Below are 20,390 nucleotides of genomic sequence, written 5' to 3' on the forward strand. Positions count from 1 at the left end.
AAAGGAGGCGACCGAGTTCATGGACGATAGGGAATTTCATAGCGTAATCGCACATCTGAGGGTCGCCGGCACCGACAACCAGTCGTTCGAAGTCAAATCGTGCCGCAAAGAACTAACGCGCGATATCGGAAGAACCATCTCGGGCTTCGCGAACGCTTCCGGAGGCACCATCATCTGCGGGCTCGACGAGAATGACGACTTCAAGCCTGTTAAAGGGTTCGATGCTGCCCGCATCCAAGATGCGCTTGCAAACTATTGCGGCGAGAAGATGAGGCCTCCCATACGGCCCATAATCGAGACGTTTATCCTAGAAGGCAAGCCCGTGCTCGCAGCCCACATCCCCGAGCTGCTTCCCGTGCAAAAGCCCTGCTACATCACCGCAAGCGGCTGCTATGGCGGATCGTATATTCGTGTCGGCGACGGCGACCGCCGTCTGTCAGGATACGAAATCGACCGCCTGATCGACGAACACGAACAACCCCGTTACGACGACCGGATCGTCCGGGAAGCCACGCTTGACGATTTGGATCCCGATTTAGTAACCGGCTTGCTCCGCCGCGAGAGGAGTCTCCATCCAAGCCGCCTCGGAACCATGGATGACGAAACCTTGCTTTGCAAGCTGCACGTCGCCAAAGCAGACGACCACGGATTGCTGCACCCCACTCTCGCAGGCCTACTCGCTTTAGGAACGTACCCTCAAGAATTCTATCCATGCCTCGTCGTGACCTTCACATCCTATCCTGGCAGAATCAAAGCTGAAACTCTTCCCGGCACGCGGCGCTTCGTCGATTCGTTCACCTGCGTCGGACCTATTCCCGACATGATCGAAGACGCCGTCGCAGCCGTAACCAAGAACATGCGCACAGGAAGCCGCATTCAAGGGACGTTTCGTTACGATGTGCCCGATTATCCTGCCCCTGCCGTTCGCGAGGCCATCGCGAACGCGCTCATGCATCGCGACTACTCGCCCAATGCGCAGGGAACCTCCGTAGCAGTCGACCTGTATGCAGACCGTCTGGAAATCATCAATCCCGGCGGTCTGTACGGCACCATGACCGTGAGCGATCTGGGAGAAAAGCATGCAGCCGGATCGTACAGAAACCAGTACCTTTCCAATATCCTAGAAAGCACTCCTCGAGCTCTCAACCATCCAACAGCTCCCGACGGTTACGTTGCGGAGCGACGCGGCACAGGCTTTTTCGTCATCAACGACGAGGTGCGACGCGCCGGGAAACCAGACCCCGAGCCGTACGACTCGCTGACGCGCTTCTGCCTGACTTTCAGAAACGAATGGGAGCCTTCCGATTCGCGCGCGTTCATCGTACCGGAGAGCGAAGGGATACGGCTCCCCATCCAGAGCGCGGATGACGAATCGAATATCCCGAAGATTGCAGGCACGCGACCTGAAAGGCTCGAGTACGCCATCGTGGAGCTTGCCGCAGCACAAGAATCGGTGAGCATGCGCGAGTTGATGGAAGAACTCAAGCGCTCAAGGCCCACGATCAGAAAACGTGTAGCGGATCTCGTCGAACGGGGAGTGCTTGCTCCAACCGGAGCGATGAACAGCCCTCATGTACGCTATCGGCTGGTAAACCGATAGCGGTTCCACGAAGGACGGGCCTCTCGGCCCGTCCTTCGAACTTCCTTATGCCCGCTCCGTCTCGATTTCCAGCGCGCCGGCTTCTTCTTGGACGGCCTGGGGGCGGCCGGCGTCCACGAACCGGTCGCGCGCCTTCTTCGCCTCGGCCTCCTTGTCGGCAAGGTTCGCCTTCGCCACGCTGATCATCAGCTTGATGCGGTTGAGCTGGTTCACCTCGGACGCGCCGGGGTCGTAGTCCACCGCCACGATGTTGCTTTCCGGGTAGCGGCGACGCAGCTCTTTGATGACCGCCTTGCCCACCACGTGGTTCGGCAGGCACGCGAAGGGCTGCGTGCATACCACGTTCGGCGCACCGGTTTTGATGAGCTCCACCATCTCGGCGGTCAGCAGCCAACCCTCGCCCATCGAGTTGCACAAGGACAGGATCTCGCTCGCGTACTCGGCCAGCTCGTAGATGTCGGCCGGCGGCTCGAAGCGGCTGGAGTCCTGCAGCGCCTTCGTGACGGGCGCCCGCATCTTCGCGATGGCCCACAGCCCGATGCGGGAACCCAGCGCGCCCTTCGCCGAACGACCGAGCGGGTCCTTCTGGAAGATGCCGCCGGCGATGCCGAACAGGAAGAACTCGGCCAAGCCCGGCACCACGGCCTCGCAGCCCTCGCGTTCGATGACGTCGACGATCTGGTTGTTCGCAGTGGGATGGAACTTCACCAGGATCTCGCCCACCACACCCACACGCGGCTTCAACCCCTCGCCGGCCAGCGGCAGCGTATCGAAGTCTTCCACGATGCGGCGCACCGTCTTCTTGAACTCGCCGCGCTTCAAGCCACTGCGCAGCTGCGCCTTGCACGTCGTCATCCAGTGGTCGAACAGGCGGTTCGCGCTGCCCTCCTCGACCTCGTACGGACGCGTGCGGTACAGCGCCATCATCAGCAGGTCGCCGTAGAAGATGGCGTATGCGGCCTGCAGCAGCATGGACGGCGTCACCTTGAAGCCGGGGTTGCTCTCGCCCAGATCCTTGAACGACAGCGCGATGACGGGAATATGCGGCAGCCCCACCGAGGCCAGCGCCTTGCGGATAAGCGAGATATAGTTCGTGGCGCGGCAGCCGCCGCCTGTCTGCGTGATGATGACCGCCAGCTTGTCGGTATCGTAGCGGCCGGACATGACGGCCTCCATGATCTGACCGGTGACCAGCACCGACGGATAGCAGATGTCGTTGTTCACGTACTTGAGGCCCGCATCCACCGCCCCGTGGTCAACCGACGGCAGCAACTCGAGGTTGTAGCCGTTGCGCTGGAAAATGTCCATGAGCAGGTCGAAATGGATGGGTGCCATCTGCGGGCAGAGGATGGTGTAGCCCGCGTCCTTCATCTCCTGCGTGAACACGGCGCGCGGGAACTCGGTGGTGGCGCCTTCGCGCTGCTTGAAGCGCTCGGCCACCTCGGGCGCCGCCTTCTCGGTGAACGTCCGGGGCACCGTGCGCGCGATCTCGGCGGCGATGCGGCCCTCGGTCACGCCGGTTTTCGCGTCGATGGCGGCCTCGGGCGAGGCGAGGAACTTGTCGGGGTCGAACGACACCGCCGGGCAGCCGCACGGCGTGCGTTCGGCCTCGGCCTGCTCGTCGGCCTGGTCCTTGAGCGCCGCCAGCAGGCTGCGCACGCGGATGCGCGCCGCGCCCAAGTTCGACACCTCGTCGATTTTGAGGACGGTGTACACCTTGCCCGCCGCCTCGAGGATCTCCTGCACCTGGTCGGTGGTCAGCGCGTCCAGACCGCAGCCGAAGCTGTTCAGCTGGACGAGGTCGAGGTCGGCCCGCTCGGTGGCCACCTTCGCCGCCGCATACAGGCGCGTGTGGTACATCCACTGGTCCACCAGGCGGATGGGGCGCTCCAGCGTGCCGAGGTGCGCGATGGAGTCCTCGGTGAGCACCGCCAGGCCGAAGCTGGTCAGAAGCTCGGGGATGGCATGGTTGATCTCGGGGTCGTTGTGGTAGGGGCGCCCGGCCAGCACGATGCCGTGCGTGCCCGTGGCCTCCATCCAGGCCAGCGTCTCCTCGCCCTTCGCGCGGATGTCGCGCTTGAACGCCTCGTCCTCGGCCCACGCGGCGTCCACGGCAGCGTCAACCTCGGCCTGCGTCGGCGCGCCGGCCGCGCCCATGAGCTCAGGATGCGCCTCCACCAGCTCCACGAACAGGCGCTTCTTGAGGTGCTCCTTCTGGTCGTACGGCAGCCACGGCGTGAGCAGCTCCACGTCGGAGGTGCGCAGCTCGTCGATGTTGAGGCGCAGCGCCTCGGGGTAGCTGGCCACGATGGGGCAGTTGAAGTGGTTGCCCGCGCCCTCGTCTTCCTGGCGCTCCCACTTGCTGCATGGGAACCAGATGAAGTCGGGATGCTTGTCCAGCAGGTTCATGATATGGCCGTGGGAAAGCTTCGCCGGATAGCACACCGACTCGGACGGCATGGATTCGATGCCCGCCTCGTAGGTCTTCTTCGTGGACGGGTCGGACAGCACCACGCGCCAGCCCAGCTTCGTGAAGAACGTGAACCAGAACGGGTAGTTCTCGTACTGGTTGAGCGCGCGCGGGATGCCCACGCTGCCGCGCGGCGCGTCCTCGGGCGCCAGCGGCTCGTAGCCGAACAGGCGCTGGCTCTTGTACTCGTAGAGGTTCGGCACGGCGCTCTTGCTCTCGTCGAACGTGCCCGCGCCCTTCTCGCAGCGGTTGCCCGTGATGAAGCGGCGGTGCTTGCCCGTGACGTCGTCCACGCCGAAGTCGTTGACGGTAAGCAAGCAGTGGTTCGAGCACGCCTTGCAGCGCACGGTTTTCTGCGTGGGCGAGAGCGCCGCCAGCTGCTCGAGCGACAGCAGGCTGGAAACGACTTCGACGGAGCCCTCGGCCGCATCGAACTCGCTGCTCCACGAGTCTCCCGCCTCGGCCTTGCGCGCCTCGCGGGCGACGGCCTCCTGGTAGCGCTCGCGCGCCAACAGGGCCGCGCCGAACGCGCCCATGTTGCCGGCGATGTCGGGGCGCACGGCTTCCACCTCCGACAGCTGCTCGAACGCGCGCAGCACGGCATCGTTCAAAAACGTGCCGCCCTGCACGATCACTTTCGTTCCAACGTCGTGCGGGTCGCGGATTTTGATGACTTTGAACAGGGCGTTCTTGATGACGGAGATGGCCAGGCCCGCGGCGATGTCGCCCACGGTGGCGCCTTCCTTCTGCGCCTGCTTCACGCGGCTGTTCATGAACACGGTGCAGCGGCTGCCCAGGTCGACGGGGCGCTTGGCCTCGATGGCAGTCTGAGCGAACTCGGCCACGCCCAAGTTGAGGCCCGTGGCGAAGCTCTCGATGAAGCTGCCGCAGCCCGAGCTGCACGCTTCGTTCAGCATGATGTGGTCGATCACGCCGTCCTTCACGCGCAAGCACTTCATGTCCTGGCCGCCGATGTCGAGGATGAACTCCACGCCCGGCAGCATCTCCTGCGCGCCGCGCAGGTGAGCCACGGTCTCGATCTCGCCGGAATCCACGCGCAGCGCTTCCAGCAGCAAGTGCTCGCCGTAACCGGTCACCGTGGCGTGGCCGATACGCACGAGCGGCTCGCCCGTGTCGGCATTCACCGGCATGTCGTTGTACAGGTTGGTCAGCGCGGCGCGGGCGCAGCCCAGCACGTCGCCCTTGTTGCTGGCGTAATGCGACCACAGAAGCGCGCCGTCCTCGCCGATGAGCGCAGCCTTGAACGTAGTGGAACCGGCGTCGATGCCCAGATAGGCCGTGCCCTCGTAGTCCATCAGCTCGCCGCGACGCACGCATTCGCCGTCGTGGCGTTGCTTGAACCGGGCGTACTCACCCTCGTCGGCAAACAGCGGCGGCAAACGCACCACTTCGGAGCCCTGGATGTCGCCGAGGTTCTTCAGGCGGTCCAGCACGTCGGACAGAAGCTCGGCCTTCACCGTCTCGCTGGCTGCGCCCGCGATAGCGCAGCCGCTGGCCACGAACAGATGCGCGTTCTCGGGCACGATGATGTGCTCGTCGTCCAGCTCCAGCGTCTCGTAGAAGCGTTTACGCAGCTCGGGAAGGTACTGCAAAGGGCCGCCGAGGAAGGCCACGTGACCGCGGATAGGGCGGCCGCACGCCAGGCCGGAGATGGTCTGGGTGACCACCGATTGGAAGATGGACGCGGCGATGTCCTCCTTGCGGGCGCCTTCGTTCAGCAGGGGCTGCACGTCGGTCTTCGCGAACACGCCGCAGCGGCTGGCGATGGGATAGATGGTGGTGGCTTCACGAGCAAGCTCGTTCAAGCCGCCGGCGTCGGTGTTCAGCAGCGCGGCCATCTGGTCGATGAACGCGCCCGTGCCGCCGGCGCACGTGCCGTTCATGCGCTGCTCGATGCCCTGGTCGAAGTAGATGATCTTCGCGTCCTCGCCGCCCAGCTCGATGGCCACGTCGGTTTTGGGGATGAAGGTTTCCACCGCCGTCTTCGAGGCGATGACCTCCTGCACGAACTCGATGCCCAGCCACTGTGCCAGCAGCAGGCCGCCCGATCCCGTGATGGCGATGGTCATGCGCTCAGGGCCGAAGTCGACCGCGGCCTCCTCCAGCACTTCCACGATGGTGGCGCGCACGTCGGCGTGATGGCGGCGGTACACCGCGAACTTCACGTCGTTCGCCTCGTCGAGGATGGCCAGCTTCACCGTGGTCGAACCCACGTCGATGCCGATATGCAGGTTGTTGTTCTCTTTCATAGCTCCCTTGCCTTACAGCTTGATCGATTCGCCCGGTTTGATGAAGAACAGCCTCATGGCGATAAGCGCCATCTCCTCCGAGCTTTCCCGCATGCCCGTCTCGATCCAGCGCGTGATGACGCCGAGATAGGCGGACGCGAAGAACGCCACGTAATAGCCGACGAACGGTTCGGGGTCGTTGCGGTAACGCTCGTGCAAGACGGACTGGACGAGGTTCGTGCACAACGAGTCGCGCAAGCGAGGGCCGAAGCCCACATCGCCGCCGGAGCCCAACACCGCATGAAGGAACGCGCCCTGCTCGCGCAGGTAGTCGAACAGACCAACCAGCAGCGGCAACGGCTTCTTACGAGCGCGATAGCCCAAAAGCTCGTGCACGGTGAGGTTGCGCATCTGCACCTGAAAGCGCTCGAGATCTTCCATGACCTCGGCTTCCAGCTGAGCCAGCAGATCGTCTTTATCGCGGAAATGGTTGTAGAACGTGCCGCGGTTGAGGTCGGCTCGCTCGCACAGATCGTTCACCGAGAAGCCGTCGAAGCTGCGCTCCTCCATCAGCTCGATGAGCGCGTCGCGCAGCGCGCGCTTCGAGCGCAGGATGCGACGATCCTGCGGCGCAGCCGTGCACCGGCGCGCCGACTGGACGGCGGCAGCGGCTGGTGAGACGGTTGTCGTAGTCATGATCACCTCTATTGAACAGCTGGATCAATAATGAACAGGTTGTTCATTAACGGGTATTATACCCGTTCGCTGCACCGAATACAACGAGGAGCGCTCAATTGACCCTACGCCGATCACCTTTGCAACGATGAGACGCCGTCGCGTCAGGACTGGGCGGCCCGGCTGCGCCAGCTCGGCTTGAGCCCGAAGCCCCTACGCGCTCGCATCCGCCCAATCCGAGCTCGTATCTGCCCGTTCCGGGGTCGGCATCGAGCAATTCGAGCCGAAGAGCACGACGGTCGGCAGCATCGCATCTGACGCTCGGGCCGAGCCGCCAACCACTCGTACGAATGTTTCATGTGAAACATTCGTACGCTTTTCATAAGGATCTTGCACGCGTTATCTGCTGAAGCTTTTCGCAGAGGTTCTCCGCTCGAAAAATATTGTCACCCTAGCTCACACTTCTCGTTGACGACCTCCTCGTCTCTCCCTATCATTGATCCCATGGGTACCAAGGAACAACTGCTGCGCTTGCTGGAGGACAACCGCGAGCGCCACGTATCGGGCGCCGCCATGGCCAAGGCCATCGGCGTGAGCCGCAACGCAGTGTGGAAAGCCGTCAAGGCGCTGCGTGCCGAAGGATATGCCATCGATGCGGTCACGAACAGGGGGTACGCTCTCTCGCAAGAAAACGACTTGTTGTCGCCCCAAGGTATCGAGCGGTTCCTGCCGGACAGCCACGCTTTCGCCGTCACCGTGCGCAAACGCGTGGACTCCACGAACGCTGAAGCGCGCCGCCGCGCGCTCGAAGGCGCGGCCGAAGGCACCGTCGTCGTTGCCGAGGAGCAGACCGCCGGCAAAGGACGGCCCGGAAAGACGTTCTTCTCTCCTGCCGCCACCGGCTTGTACCTCAGCATCGTGCTGCGCCCCACGTTGGCCGCCGACCGCGGCCAATTCATCACATGCGCCGCAGCCGTGGCGTGCGCGCAGGCTATCGAGCAGGTGACGGGCGCAGAGTCACTCATCAAGTGGGTAAACGACATCTATTGCGACGGCCGGAAGGTGGCGGGCATCCTCACCGAGGGCGTGGTGGACATGGAGTCGGGGCACTTCGAGCATGCCGTTCTGGGCATCGGCGTGAACGTGAAGCCGCCGGCCGACGGGTTCCCGCACGACATCGCCGACGTCGCCGGCGCCGTGCTCGACGATCGCACGGGCGCGGTGCGCTGCGAGCTGGCGGCCGCCATCCTCGCGCGCTTCTGGAGCCTCTACCAGCACATGGACGACCCGAAGCTGCACGACGAGTACCGGCGCCGTTGCTTTCTGCTGGGGCAGCCGCTGATCGTGCGCCAGGGGGCTTCGCGCGTGCGCGCCCGCGCCGTCGATCTCACGCCCGACTTCAAGCTGGTCATCGAGCTGCCCGACAAATCCCGCCGCGAGCTCCCCTACGGCGAGGTGACCATAGGCTCCATCGCCTCCCATCCTTAGCGCCCTCCCTGTGTTTCACGTGAAACATTTGTTCATGCCCGGCTCAAACCGCGATCCTCTTCCATGAGAAGAAACGCCGAAAACGGGGGAAACGCGCCGTTGGCGTGCGCGCGGTTTGCTATGCTGGTTCGATACGCATCGCGAACCATCATTTGAGAGAAAGACGGGGCATCATGCAGATCACGCCTGCTGAAATCGCCGAGACGCTTGCCATGGTGAGCAAGCAGCACCTCGACATCCGCACGATCACGCTGGGGTTGAACCTGCGAGGTTGCACGGACGCCGATATAGACGTCATGGCGCGCAAGGTGTACGACCGCATGACCGCCGCCGCCGAGCGTCTCGTGCCCACGGCCGAGCAGCTGGAGCGCGAGTTCGGCATCCCCATCGTGAACAAGCGCATCTCGGTCACTCCCATCGCCGAGATCTGCGCCGCCACGAACGCCGCCGACCTCACCCCCATCGCCGTGGCCATGGACAAGGCCGGCAAGGAAGTGGGCGTCGACTTCGTCGGCGGATTCAGCGCGCTCGTGCACAAGGGCGCGTCCAAGGCCGACCACAAGCTGATGGACTCCATCCCCCACGCCCTGTCCGTCACCGACAACGTGTGCTCGTCGGTGAACGTGGGCTCCACGCGCGCGGGCATCAACATGGACGCCGTGCTCAAGATGGCCGGCATCATCAAAGCCACGGCCGAGGCCACAGCCGACCGCCAGTGCATCGGTGCCGGCAAGCTGGTGGTGTTCTGCAACGCCGTGGAGGACAACCCCTTCATGGCCGGTGCGTTCCACGGCTCGGGCGAGGCCGACGAAGTGGTGAACGTGGGCGTGTCCGGCCCCGGCGTGGTGCGCGCCGTGCTGGCCGACCTGCCGAAGGACGCCGACATTACATCGGTTGCCGAAGCTATCAAGGCCACCGCATTCAAGATCACCCGCGCCGGCGAGCTCATGGCGCGCGAGGCAAGCAAGCGCTTGGGCGTGCAGCAAGGCATCCTCGACCTGTCGCTGGCACCCACCCCGGCTGAGGGCGACTCGGTGGCCCAGATCCTCGAGGCCATCGGCGTGGGCCAGTGCGGCGGACCGGGCACCACGGCAGCGCTCGCCATGCTGAACGACGCCGTGAAGAAGGGCGGCGTCATGGCTTCGTCGTCCGTCGGCGGCCTGTCCGGCGCGTTCATCCCCGTGTCCGAGGACGCCGGCATGATCCGCGCGGCCGAGGACGGTGCGCTGTCGCTGGAGAAGCTGGAGGCCATGACCTGCGTGTGCTCGGTGGGCCTCGACATGATCGCGGTTCCCGGCGACACGTCCGTCGAGACCATCTTCGGCATCATCGCCGATGAGTGCGCCATCGGCATGATCAACTCCAAGACCACCGCCGTGCGCCTCATCCCGGCCATCGGCAAGACGGTGGGCGACCAGCTGGACTTCGGCGGCTTGCTGGGCTACGCCCCGGTCATGCCCGTGAACCAGTTCGCCGGCACCACGTTCGCCCACCGCGGCGGCCGCATGCCCGCGCCCCTCAACTCCTTGAAGAACTAACGAGGCGATCAGCCAGCGCGTTTCCGAAAGCGGCCCTGCGGGGCCGCTTTTGCTATCACCCCCATTCCATCACGAAGCGCTCGTAGCGTTGGGTTTGGTGAAACATGCGGACAAGATGCACGATCGACTCTTGAACTCTATACACCACGACATAACTCTTAACTGTCATTTCTCGATACTCGTTCTTGGCCAAGGTTGGTTTTGTTGAAACGGAATTCGCAAATGGGGTGGTTTCCAAAAAATCGATGACCCTATCCATTTCATTGATCAATGCCAGGGCTGATCGGGGCGATTTCAAATCGTCTACAAGATACGCAAGTATGTCGTCATAGTCGCACTCGAAACGCAGCGACTTATTGACCGTATAACCCATATTTTTCCCGCATCCTATTTTGCATCTCCCGAGCCGATCCTACCCGGCCCTCGGCGATATCGCGCTCGGCCTCGTCGAGCTTGTCCTTGACGGAGACGACCTTCTTCTTCATGGCTTTATACTGCGCAATCAGATCTTCCCCTTCGTAGCCCTCGTTGATCAGATAGCGAAGGATGTCGATGGTCACGTCTTCGTCTTCGACGTCGAGCGGCTGCAAAAACATGCCTTTGTCGGTCCACGTGCAGAGCGCGTAGTCTTTGAACCCCGCCTCCTCGTACGCTTTCGCGGGGATGGTGATCTGCCGTTTGCTGGAAATCTTTATTGCCAGCGGTTCTGCCAAAGCTGCTGAGCCCATACTGCATCTCCTTTACCAAGCGCTTGGTGCTTGGCATCAGTGTATCACACGCGAACGACTACCAGGGTATCTCTTCGTAGACGAGGCCCTTCTCCTCGGCCAGGTAGGCGAACAGCTCGTCGCAGTCGAACACTTTGATGGACGACTTTTCGAAATCCTTTTGATTGCGCGCGATGATGGCATCGGCTTTCAGCTTCAGCGCGCATTGGTGCACGCACGAGCCCTCGAGATCCGACCATGAGGAATCAAGCGCAGCATCGAACTCAACCTCGTTGACGCCGCATATGCGAACCCCTTGGCGAAGCTTCTTCAAATCACGTTTCAGCTGGACAGCGAGTGCAGGCTTTCCTCCTCCCGTCAGGGTATAGAAAACATCATTCGCTTGCGCAGAGCTGAACCAGAGTTCATGCTCTGAAAGAAATCCCAGCAAGATGAGTTTTCGTGCGGCAGCATAGAAAGGATCTCTCATTTTGAGGTAATCGATCACAATGCTCGAATCCAGCATCAGCCTCATGAGAAATCCTTGCTCGTCGCAAGACCGCGCGATACCAAGCGCTCCCGCCTGATCTCATCGTCGGTCATGGTGGAGAAGCGATCCTTTCGAGGAATGCTGTCCACCCAGGCAATCGCCTCGGCGATCTCCTCCTGCGTGTATTTCCGCCGCCCCTGCTCCTCCGGAAACGGCAGCTTTTTATTCTCCAGCACGTAGTCGTACAGGCGGTTCACCACCTGCGAGGCGTTCGTGCCCAGCTGTTCGAGCACGCGGTTGCCCGCCTCTTTCTTCTCCTGCGACATGCGCGCCGTCACCATCGCATCGGCCATGCTGCACCTCCTATGTTGTACGTACAACATTAATATAGCATGTTAGCACACGAAGCGAAAGACTCTCGCGTTCGAAGAACCGCGGATGCAAACGCGCCCCTTCCCTACTTCCCTCTCACCACGGCGCCGAAGGGCAGCAGGGCAAGCTTCGCCTGCTTGAAGCATTGCAGGCCGAAGGGGATGCCGATGACGGTGATGCACAGCAGCACGCCGTTGAGCAGCGCCTCGAGCGCCAGGAACACGCCGCCGAACACGAACCACAGCACGTTGAGGATGGCCGACCCCGCGCCCCCGCCGTATTCGACTTCCTTGCCGAACGGGAAGAACGCGAGCCCCGCCATCTTGAAGCACTGCGTGCCCACGGGGATGCCCACGATGGTGATGCACCACACAAGGCCGACGAGGCACCAGCTCACGCCCTGCCAGAACCCCGCGAAGATGAACCACAGTATGTTGCCGATCACGCTCATGAACGCCCCCCTTCACCACGGCCCCCGTCATCGCGAGACCCTTCGAACACGGCGCGCACCAGGTACTCCACATTGCCCTCGGGCCCTGTGATGGGCGACTCCACGACGCCCGTCGCGTCGAACCCGGCATCCGCCAACGCCGCGCGCACCTCGTCCACCGTGCGCCGCCGCACGGCCTCGTCGCGCACCACGCCGTGCTCCGTCTCGTCGGGTCGCGACTCGAACTGAGGCTTCACCAGCCCTATGAACACCGTGCCCGACTGCGAGAGGCGCGCGAACACGGGCGCGAGCGCCGCGAGGCCGATGAAGCTGAGGTCGGCCACCAGCACGTCGAAGGGAGCGCCCAATTCCACTGGATCGGCCAGCTTGATGTTCACGCGCTCGAACACGCTCACGCGCGGATCCTGCCGCAGCTTCCATGCCAACTGCCCGTAGTTCACGTCGACGCACGCCACGCTGGCCGCGCCCGCCTGCAGCAGGCAGTCGCTGAAACCGCCGGTGGACGAGCCGATGTCCAGGCACCGCAAACCGCGCACGTCCTGTCCGAACGCATCGAGCGCCCCTTGCAGCTTATGGCCGCCGCGCGACACGAACCGCTTGCGGTTCTTCACCACCACCTCGGCATCCGGCGCCACGCGCACGGCGGCGCTGGTGGCGTACACGTCGCCCACCTTCACCTCGTGCGCCAGCACCGCGCGCAGCGCCGCGTCGGCATCCGCGAAGTATCCCTGCTCCACCAACAGCGTATCAAGTCTGATTTTCTTCATGGGCACAGTATATAGCAAGCGCGTCTGCACCGATGGAAACGGAGGGTCTCGCCGTTTCCCGCTTGGCGCAGGAAAGGATCGCGAGCGCTACCCCACGATCTCGTAGAGCCGCATGTCGTCTTCGCTGAGAAGCAGCTTGAAGCCCGGTGTCTGCTCGTCGATGGTTTCGATGCCGCGCCAATTCTCCTCTTTGTAGCGGATGGTCGTCGTGGTGCGATGGTCGCTTCCCTGCACGTCGAGCATCAGCACGTAGCGCGCGTCGAGGTCGTTCACGAGCCGCTGCACCTCTTCGGACGTGCTGATATCGCGCAGCTGTGTACGAAGGATCTTGCTTTCCTCGGCACCGCCCCTTCCGTTGTCGGACGAGCGCCTGAAATAGGTGTTGATGCCCTCCACCCCGTAGCTCCAGCAGCTGCCGTCGCTCGGCACGTTGATGACGAGAGCACCCTCCCCAATCAGCTCCATCGCCTTCTTCACGAACGCGTCTTCCTCCCCCGTCAACCCGCGATCCCATGAATACCGCATCGACACCTCGCGATGGATTTTCACCAGACCCGCGCCGATGTCGGTTTTACCCATCAGCTTCGCATGAAAGGGGAAGAACTGGCACATGAGCATCAGCGCGACGAGGATGCCCACCGGCAGGTACCTGCACTTCGGATGATCCGCCTGCACGCGCAGAGCCTTCGCGCACCACGACCTGACGATATCGACCAGTTGGACGAAACCCAAGGAAGCAAGCGGGATGGCGAAAAGCGCCGTCATCGCGCCCGTTCGGTAGTAGTCGGTGTACCAGAACCCCGACAGCACCTGCTTCACCACGCCGTCGGTCGACACGTCGATAACGTACACGACGAAGGCGAACGCGTAAGCGACCGTCATCCACAAGTACCGCCTGTTCCTGCACGTGTAGATGACGCCCGCCAGCACCGCGACGCTCAAGAAAGGCTGCACGCCCTCGCGCGTCGTGAACATGAACAGCAGGCCACCGCCGATCGCCTCGAGAGGTGAAAGCGTGGCTTTCCACGTGTACTGAACCACGTTCTGCAAGAACGGGGCGAAATACAGCATGGCCCAGCCCGCGCATGCCACCGCGAAAAGCGCTGCGGCTGCCGCGATGCGCTTCGAGGCGATGCGCGGCGCGTCGTCGCAAGGCGGCACCAGTATCCGGCCCATGCAGTAGAGCACCGCCCAGATTCCGAAGGTGAACGCGCCGTTCGGCTGCGACAGCGCTATGGAAATGAGACCCGCCGCCACGAGGAGCGCGAGCCTGACCTTACCCGAGAGTCCCTTCGCTTCGATCGCCCCGACAAGCGCGATGAACGCCAGCGGGATCAGCATGAAGGACACCATGTTCGAAAGCAGCTGGCCGTACACGACGAACCCCCACGGGAACCCGCAGAACGCTACAACGAACAGCGAGCCCGCCCATACGACCCGCTTGCCTTCGCCGAACAGCTTCAGGAACAGCAGGCACATGCCCAGGGGAAACACCACCGCCGTCAGCGCGATGATGGAAGCGTTTGCGGCAAGCGTCACGGCATTGCCGAAGAAAGACGCCACGAACGCCGTGACCGCATGCCAAGCCGAAGGATAGAACGAGCTGGTGACGCCCTGATCGAGGTACGAGCTCGCATGCAACGTGGAGAACGTGCCCGTGTCCAGGAATCCTCGCACAATCGCGAGGTGCACGGTGGTGTCATCGTTCCTCGAAAACGATTCCGGACCGTCGATGGCCAACAGGAACACGACGAACACGACCGCGAACGCCACCGCGACGTAGAGAGCCGCCGCCTTCCACGCGCCCTTCACGTCGTCGATGGCGATCAGCTCACGAGAGGCGTTCGGGGCTTTCGCCCGAGCGATGCCCTTGCTCACCAGCAAGGCAATCGCGCCGATCGCGACGGCGATCGCCAGCAATACGGGGCCCGAACACGTCACGCCGACCTCGAACAGGACGATACCCAGCACCGCCAGGAAGAAAATCGAGATCATCGGCGCAATCGCGACGGAAGCGAAACGAGAGACGAACAGCGAGCGGGCGAACAAGTACCCCGGCACATACAGCACCGCAACGCATACGACCACCGCCAAGGCAAGCATGAGCCACATAGAATTCCCCAAGAATTGGTTTCCAACACCTACGATCTGAAGATTATAGACGCAAGGGTGCGCTAATGCGAATCCATTGCCTCGTTTTCGGCTATAAGAGAGTTATCAGTTTTCTGCAATCAAACCGGCTGTTTTCTCCTATGTCCCCGACTTATGCGCACCTCTGTCATGCAAATCGCGCCGCGTTTGGACGAAAGACCGCATACGTTTCGGCATCATGCCTGGTCGCGTTTTTATCGAACCTCGCCTTAACCAAATCGTGTGTTTTCCGGGTGCACATAACTCAAGGACATGGGAGAAATCGTCGATTTTCGTGGCAGAAGCGCACACAAGTCGAGGACTTCGCTCCGCTGGGCGTCGCCTCCCTCGGAAGCAAACGTTTCCCAACGCACGGCGGCCGCCCGAAGGCGGCCGCCGGAACAAGCACGATGCCCGCTGCGCCTTACGGCAGCAGCAGCTGGGCGATTTGCACGGCGTTCAGGGCCGCGCCCTTGCGGATCTGGTCAGCGACCACCCACATGGCCAAGCCGTGATCAACCGTGTCGTCTCGGCGCAGACGACCGACATACGTCTCGTTCGTGCCGGCCAGCAGACCCGGCATGGGATACGTGTTCGTGGCGCAGTCGTCCATGACCACGATGCCCGGGAACGCCTCGAGCGCCGCGCGCGCGGCCTCGACGCTCACCTCGTCCTGGAACTCCACGTAAACGGCCTCAGCATGGCAGCGTAGCACGGGCACGCGCACGCACGTAGCGGCCACGCGAATGTCCTGGTCTCCCATTATTTTCTTCGTCTCGACGACCATCTTCCATTCTTCCTTGGTGGAGTCGTCCTCGAGGAACTTGTCGATGTGCGGGATGCAGTTGAACGCGATGCGATGCTGGAACGCGCTCACCGTGAGCTCGTCGTCGGACTTGCCGTCGAGGAACTCTTTCGTCTGGTCGTACAGCTCGGCCATGGCCGGGGCACCGCCGCCGCTGGCCGCCTGATACGTGGACACCACCACGCGCTTGATGCGCGACAGATCGTACAGGGGCTTCAACGCCACCACCATCTGGATGGTGGAGCAGTTCGGGTTCGCGATCACGCCGTTATGCCAAGCCACGTCGCCGGGGTTCACCTCGGGCACCACCAACGGCACGTCCTCGTCCATGCGAAACGCGCTGGAGTTGTCGATCATCACGGCGCCGGCCGCGGCCACGGCCTCGCGCATCTCCTTCGATACGCTGGCACCGCACGAGAACAGCGCGATATCCACGCCTTCGAACGACTCCGGCGTCATCTCCTGCACCGTGAGCTCGCCTGCCGGAACCTGGCCGCACCCCAAAAACGGCAACTTCTTGCCCGCCGAGCGGGCCGACGCCAGCGCGCGCACCTCGGCCGCCGGGAAATCGACGTCGTGCAGCACCTGCAAGAACTCAGCGCCTACCGCGCCCGTGGCCCCCGCCACAGCCACCACCGGATGAGCCGGAATCTCTTTCGTCCATGTCATAGCAACTCCCTTTCCCCGCTTATGCACCCTATCGACAAGCCTCGCTCACGCGTTTGCGCAACCAACTGCCGCTAGTATATAATGAAGAAGTCAGCGGATGGCCTGAGGTGAAGAGCAGGCGACACCGTTAAGGTTTGTGACCGCTAGTTGCTGCTAGCGGTCATCTTCTTTCTGGTGCGCCCAAAGCGCCTTGGCGAACGCCACCGCCTCCCGAAGCAAGCCGACAATCGCGGCCGCCAGCCCAACAGCCGAAGCTGCGAGCTTGAGGATTATCACGATAGCATCCAAGCGAGTCACCTCCTTCCTCAAGAAGTAGGTGCCGCCTGACGCTCAGGACTTACATCCGCTGACTCGCACACATTCTAACATGCGTATCGCCAGCGAAACACATGCATGGCAAAGCTTCTATCTTCCCTTGTTCATCTTTGCAGCGATTTCCTCCGCGCTGAGCTGGGTTTCCTCGAACACGCTGTCGGAGTCGAGGTCGAACGCCTTGTGCAGGCAGCGCACCGCCGCCGCAGCTTGCGCGCCGTCCACCACGACCGACAGGCGGATGGGCGACGTGGAGATGGCCAGGATGTTGATCTGGTTCTCGCCCAGCGTCGAGAACGCGCGCGCCGCCACGCCGGGAGACGACTTCATGCCCGTGCCCACGAGGCTCACCTTCGCGATGTCCTCGTCCACGTCGTAATCGCGGGCGCTGATGTCGGGCAGAATGCGCTCGATCGTCTCCTTCGCGCGCGCCAGATCGGCACCGGGGCACGTGAAGCTGATGTCGGTGATACCGGCTTCCGAGATGTTCTGGATGATCATGTCCACGCTCACCGCGTTGCCGGCCAGCGCCGAGAACACCTTCGCGGCCACGCCCGTCATGTCGGGCACGCCGCGGATGGTGAACTTCACCTCGGACGTATCGTGGGCAATGCCGGTGATGACGGCTTCCTCCATCATGTCGGTTTCCTCCTTGATATAGGTGCCTTCGGCGTCGGAGAACGCCGAACGGGAATGAATGACCACCTGGTACTTGCGCGCGAACTCCACGGCGCGCATCTGCAGCACGCCGGCACCGGAGCTGGACAGCTCAAGCATGTCGTCGTAGGAGATGACGTCGAGCTTCTTGGCGCGCGGGCACACGCGCGGGTCGGCCGTGTACACGCCGTCCACGTCGGAGTAGATCTCGCACACGTCGGCATCCAGGCCGTGCGCCACCGCCACCGCCGTGGTGTCGGAGCCGCCGCGACCAAGCGTGGTGATGTCGCCGTTGGCGTCGATGCCCTGGAACCCGGCCACTACCGCGATAACGCCCCTGTTCAGAGCCTCCATGATGCGCTCGTTGTGCACCTTCACGATCTTGGCCTTGGCGTGCGTGCCGTCCGTTTCGATGCCGGCCTGGCGGCCCGTGAAGCTCATGGCCTTGTAGCCGCGCGCTTCGATGGCCATGGCCAGCAGCGTCATGGACACCTGCTCGCCCGTGGACAGCAGACGGTCCATCTCGCGCGCTGGCGGGTTGTCGTTGAGCGAGGCCGCAAGGCCCACGAGCTCGTCGGTGGTTTTGCCCATGGCGGACACGACGGCGACCACCTGGTGCCCGGCCTGCTTCTTCGCAATGAGCTTCTTCGCGACCATCTGGATGCGCTCAGGCGAAGCGACGGACGTGCCCCCGAATTTGCATACGATTAGCGACATGGTGCTCTTTCTCGTCATGTTGAACCCAATCGGCTGTCCACTATACCAAACGGTCGCATCGTCGCCTATAGAAAGCCCGTTAACAGGAGCTTTTTACATGGGGAAAACGAAGAGAACGAGCAGTCGCCCGCATGATGCGCTCGAAACCGAGCAGATCATGCGGGCGACGTCCCGAACCGAAGACAGCTTCGACGTTGCTCTGCATACGCTTACCCCGCCTGGTAGATCGTCTCCAGCTCGCCGCTCTCAACGAGCGTGCACAACGCATTGCTCGCCTGATCGCTCTCGATGCCCATGTGCTCGAAGCGCTTCGCCAGCTTAAGGCAATACGACAGGTCGCCGGGCTCCAAAGACAGCAGGGCGGACGCAGCTTGCTCGTTCAGTTTTCCAAACATGAGATGCTCCTTTCCTTTTCGATGCATCCAGCGTACTGCACCAAGGAAAGATGGCTTTTGGACGAATGGAGAACCTCGCCGGTCGGTTTTGGCCGATCGTACAAACAAGCGTCCCGACAGCTTCAAAGCGCCTCCGTTGCCTCGTGAGACAGCGGCGCGCTGCGACTTGATTCATTACCAAAACCATCATGGACAAAATATGCCGTTTTTCTTTATTCTCATTTTGGAATAGCTTTTCATCACCTGGGGTTTCTTCGACCTCTCTTTCCTGCTCGCTCCCATTACGCGTCGAAAACTACTGAAAAGTAGTGCTTTTTGTCCATGATGATTTAAATCATATTATTGCAGGCGGACTGGCCGAGAAAGCATCGAGCGCCGCGTAGCGAGCCGCCGCCCCCTGCCCTTACGGCTGCAGCAAGGGGTTCGTGTAGTCCAGATACACGAGGCCCAGCAGGAACGCGAACTCGCGATCGGGGGAATCGGGCATGCCGAGCACGTCCTTAGCTTTGCGCAGGCGGTAGCGAACGGTGTTCGGATGCTGATGCAACGCCTCGGCCGCCAGACGCAGGTCGCCGTAGGCGCGCGCGACCGCCTCGGCAGTCGCGGCAAGCTCGGTGCCGTGGGCGTCGTCGTGCTCTTCCAGCAAGGCCCTGTGCAGCGCGGCCGTGCGCCAGAACAAGCGCCCCTCGTTGGCGGCCGCACGAAACGCATCGTGATGCAGATCGGCCCAGCACACCACGCGATCGCCCTCAACCTGCGCCGTCTTCAACGCGGCAAGCGCCTCGCGCACGCTCATGTCGCCGTCGGAAAGCGGCGTCTCCTCGCCCACTCCCAGATGCACCTGGCCCGCAGCCAAAAGGCGCATCGTCAGGTCGCTTTCGGAGCGAGTTCGCACGCCGGCAGGAGGCTGCGCGTACGACACCAGCGCAAGCAACGCGCCATGGTAGCGGAAGGCGAACACCGCCTCCACCACATCGTCCCAATCGCGCTTGAACTCGGCCAACACGACGGTCATCGCGTCGAGCATGGCGTATAGGGAGCATTCGTCGTCCGCTTTCGGGGACGCCGCTATGCATTGGACGGTCGATCCGGTCGCCCCCGCCAGCTCGTACAACGCCGCACGGGCAGCATGCGGATCGTGCCCAGAAAGCAAGCCGTCCATGATGCGTCCCTTATCGGATTGCTCGCTGTCGCGCCGAATCAGATCGAGCGCCTGATATGCCACCACTTCGTGGTAGCCGCCGTCGTACAAGTACATTGGCACGCCCGCCGCCTCGCTGGCAGCCCGCACGCGGTCGCTGACGATGGGGCGATACGCTTTCTTCAGCGCAATACCCGAAACGCCGCGCGCTATCAGAACCAGAAGCGATCGCTCGGACAATTCCGGATCGTCGTGCGCGAACCCCAGGTTCGTCACGATGAACTCGCCGGGAATGTACGATTCGTAGCCGCCGTCCTTATCGGGAGCGCAATCGAGGATGCCCACGTTGTGGACTTCTCGCGACTCGGCTCCTTCGCACAGCACCAGCGGCTGCACCTGCTCGAACGCCGGCAACGCAAGTATGTCCGCAACCGTGATCACGAGGAGCTCCTTCCGAAACCTGTCACGGACATGATACGACGAGTCGCCGTCCTGCGCCACTTGGCGCATCCTGCCGTTCGGCACGAAGCATCCAACCCGACTCGCGAGAAAAATGGACGCGAAAGCGCACCCATGACAATTCCCGAGGCGTTTTCGGGCCGCTCGCGCCGACCGACCCGGATGACGTTCGGCATAATGCCTGGTGGCGATTTTCCGCTTCGGAAAATCGGCGGTTCGCCATGGCGAACTTTGTCACAGGAGGCCGTTTGCGCCCAGAACGCGCGCAGCGAGGGAGGGCCGTACTTGCGACGGCCCT

The 20,390-nt window shown here is 62.7% G+C and carries 17 protein-coding genes; 3 read left to right on the forward strand and 14 right to left on the reverse strand.

Annotated features, from left to right (window positions below; translation table 11 throughout):
- Positions 1-19 precede the first annotated feature (19 nt).
- The gene (locus HMPREF1023_RS12600; protein WP_009306772.1) at positions 20-1,600 is read left to right on the forward strand and encodes an ATP-binding protein; all 1,581 of its coding nucleotides are present in this window, start codon (positions 20-22) and stop codon (positions 1,598-1,600) included.
- Between the two features lie 45 nt (positions 1,601-1,645).
- Here HMPREF1023_RS12600 and HMPREF1023_RS12605 read toward each other — a convergent pair whose 3' ends face one another.
- On the reverse strand, positions 1,646-6,340 hold the full coding sequence (locus HMPREF1023_RS12605; RefSeq protein ID WP_009306774.1) for a 2-hydroxyacyl-CoA dehydratase: 4,695 nt from the start codon (positions 6,338-6,340) through the stop codon (positions 1,646-1,648).
- Between the two features lie 12 nt (positions 6,341-6,352).
- A complete protein-coding gene (locus HMPREF1023_RS12610) occupies positions 6,353-7,015 on the reverse strand; it encodes a TetR/AcrR family transcriptional regulator (protein ID WP_009306776.1) in 663 nt (220 codons plus the stop codon).
- Positions 7,016-7,498: 483 nt separating this feature from the next.
- Between HMPREF1023_RS12610 and HMPREF1023_RS12615 the strand changes: the two genes are divergently transcribed.
- On the forward strand, positions 7,499-8,482 hold the full coding sequence (locus HMPREF1023_RS12615; RefSeq protein WP_009306778.1) for a biotin--[acetyl-CoA-carboxylase] ligase: 984 nt from the start codon (positions 7,499-7,501) through the stop codon (positions 8,480-8,482).
- A 173-nt stretch (positions 8,483-8,655) separates the two neighbouring features.
- Positions 8,656-10,020, forward strand: coding sequence for a PFL family protein (locus HMPREF1023_RS12620; protein WP_009306779.1), 1,365 nt, complete (start codon positions 8,656-8,658; stop codon positions 10,018-10,020).
- A gap of 55 nt (positions 10,021-10,075) precedes the next feature.
- Here the strand turns inward: HMPREF1023_RS12620 and HMPREF1023_RS12625 are convergent, their stop codons facing one another.
- The 12 genes from HMPREF1023_RS12625 to HMPREF1023_RS12675 all read right to left on the reverse strand — a co-directional run bounded on the left by HMPREF1023_RS12625 (position 10,076) and on the right by HMPREF1023_RS12675 (position 20,074).
- The gene (locus tag HMPREF1023_RS12625) at positions 10,076-10,393 is read right to left on the reverse strand and encodes a type II toxin-antitoxin system RelE/ParE family toxin (RefSeq protein WP_009306782.1); all 318 of its coding nucleotides are present in this window, start codon (positions 10,391-10,393) and stop codon (positions 10,076-10,078) included.
- Positions 10,374-10,748, reverse strand: coding sequence for a hypothetical protein (locus HMPREF1023_RS12630; protein WP_009306783.1), 375 nt, complete (start codon positions 10,746-10,748; stop codon positions 10,374-10,376). The genes HMPREF1023_RS12625 and HMPREF1023_RS12630 overlap by 20 nt, the downstream gene beginning before the upstream one ends.
- A 58-nt stretch (positions 10,749-10,806) precedes the next feature.
- On the reverse strand, positions 10,807-11,262 hold the full coding sequence (locus HMPREF1023_RS12635; protein ID WP_009306785.1) for a PIN domain-containing protein: 456 nt from the start codon (positions 11,260-11,262) through the stop codon (positions 10,807-10,809).
- Positions 11,259-11,570 (reverse strand): type II toxin-antitoxin system RelB/DinJ family antitoxin, encoded by a 312-nt coding sequence (locus HMPREF1023_RS12640; RefSeq protein ID WP_009306787.1) that lies wholly within the window; start codon positions 11,568-11,570, stop codon positions 11,259-11,261. The genes HMPREF1023_RS12635 and HMPREF1023_RS12640 overlap by 4 nt, the downstream gene beginning before the upstream one ends.
- Before the next feature lie 104 nt (positions 11,571-11,674).
- Positions 11,675-12,040 (reverse strand): YccF domain-containing protein, encoded by a 366-nt coding sequence (locus HMPREF1023_RS12645; protein ID WP_009306788.1) that lies wholly within the window; start codon positions 12,038-12,040, stop codon positions 11,675-11,677.
- A complete protein-coding gene (locus HMPREF1023_RS12650) occupies positions 12,037-12,807 on the reverse strand; it encodes a TlyA family RNA methyltransferase (RefSeq protein ID WP_009306790.1) in 771 nt (256 codons plus the stop codon). The genes HMPREF1023_RS12645 and HMPREF1023_RS12650 overlap by 4 nt, the downstream gene beginning before the upstream one ends.
- Before the next feature lie 87 nt (positions 12,808-12,894).
- Positions 12,895-14,919 carry a DUF6541 family protein gene (locus HMPREF1023_RS12655; RefSeq protein ID WP_009306792.1) on the reverse strand — a complete coding sequence of 675 codons (2,025 nt, stop codon included), beginning with the start codon at positions 14,917-14,919 and terminating at the stop codon, positions 12,895-12,897.
- 442 nt (positions 14,920-15,361) lie between these two features.
- Entirely contained in the window at positions 15,362-16,411 is a 1,050-nt protein-coding gene (locus HMPREF1023_RS12660; RefSeq protein WP_009306794.1) for an aspartate-semialdehyde dehydrogenase, read from the reverse strand.
- Positions 16,412-16,564: 153 nt separating this feature from the next.
- On the reverse strand, positions 16,565-16,699 hold the full coding sequence (locus tag HMPREF1023_RS16115) for a hypothetical protein (RefSeq protein ID WP_009609461.1): 135 nt from the start codon (positions 16,697-16,699) through the stop codon (positions 16,565-16,567).
- A gap of 117 nt (positions 16,700-16,816) precedes the next feature.
- Positions 16,817-18,097 carry an aspartate kinase gene (locus HMPREF1023_RS12665; protein ID WP_009306796.1) on the reverse strand — a complete coding sequence of 427 codons (1,281 nt, stop codon included), beginning with the start codon at positions 18,095-18,097 and terminating at the stop codon, positions 16,817-16,819.
- A gap of 209 nt (positions 18,098-18,306) precedes the next feature.
- A complete protein-coding gene (locus HMPREF1023_RS12670; RefSeq protein ID WP_009306798.1) occupies positions 18,307-18,492 on the reverse strand; it encodes a hypothetical protein in 186 nt (61 codons plus the stop codon).
- Between the two features lie 403 nt (positions 18,493-18,895).
- Positions 18,896-20,074 (reverse strand): PucR family transcriptional regulator, encoded by a 1,179-nt coding sequence (locus HMPREF1023_RS12675; protein ID WP_009306801.1) that lies wholly within the window; start codon positions 20,072-20,074, stop codon positions 18,896-18,898.
- Positions 20,075-20,390: the final 316 nt, after the last annotated feature.

The organism is Eggerthella sp. 1_3_56FAA (assembly GCF_000185625.1).
Classification (GTDB): Bacteria; Actinomycetota; Coriobacteriia; order Coriobacteriales; family Eggerthellaceae; genus Eggerthella; species Eggerthella lenta.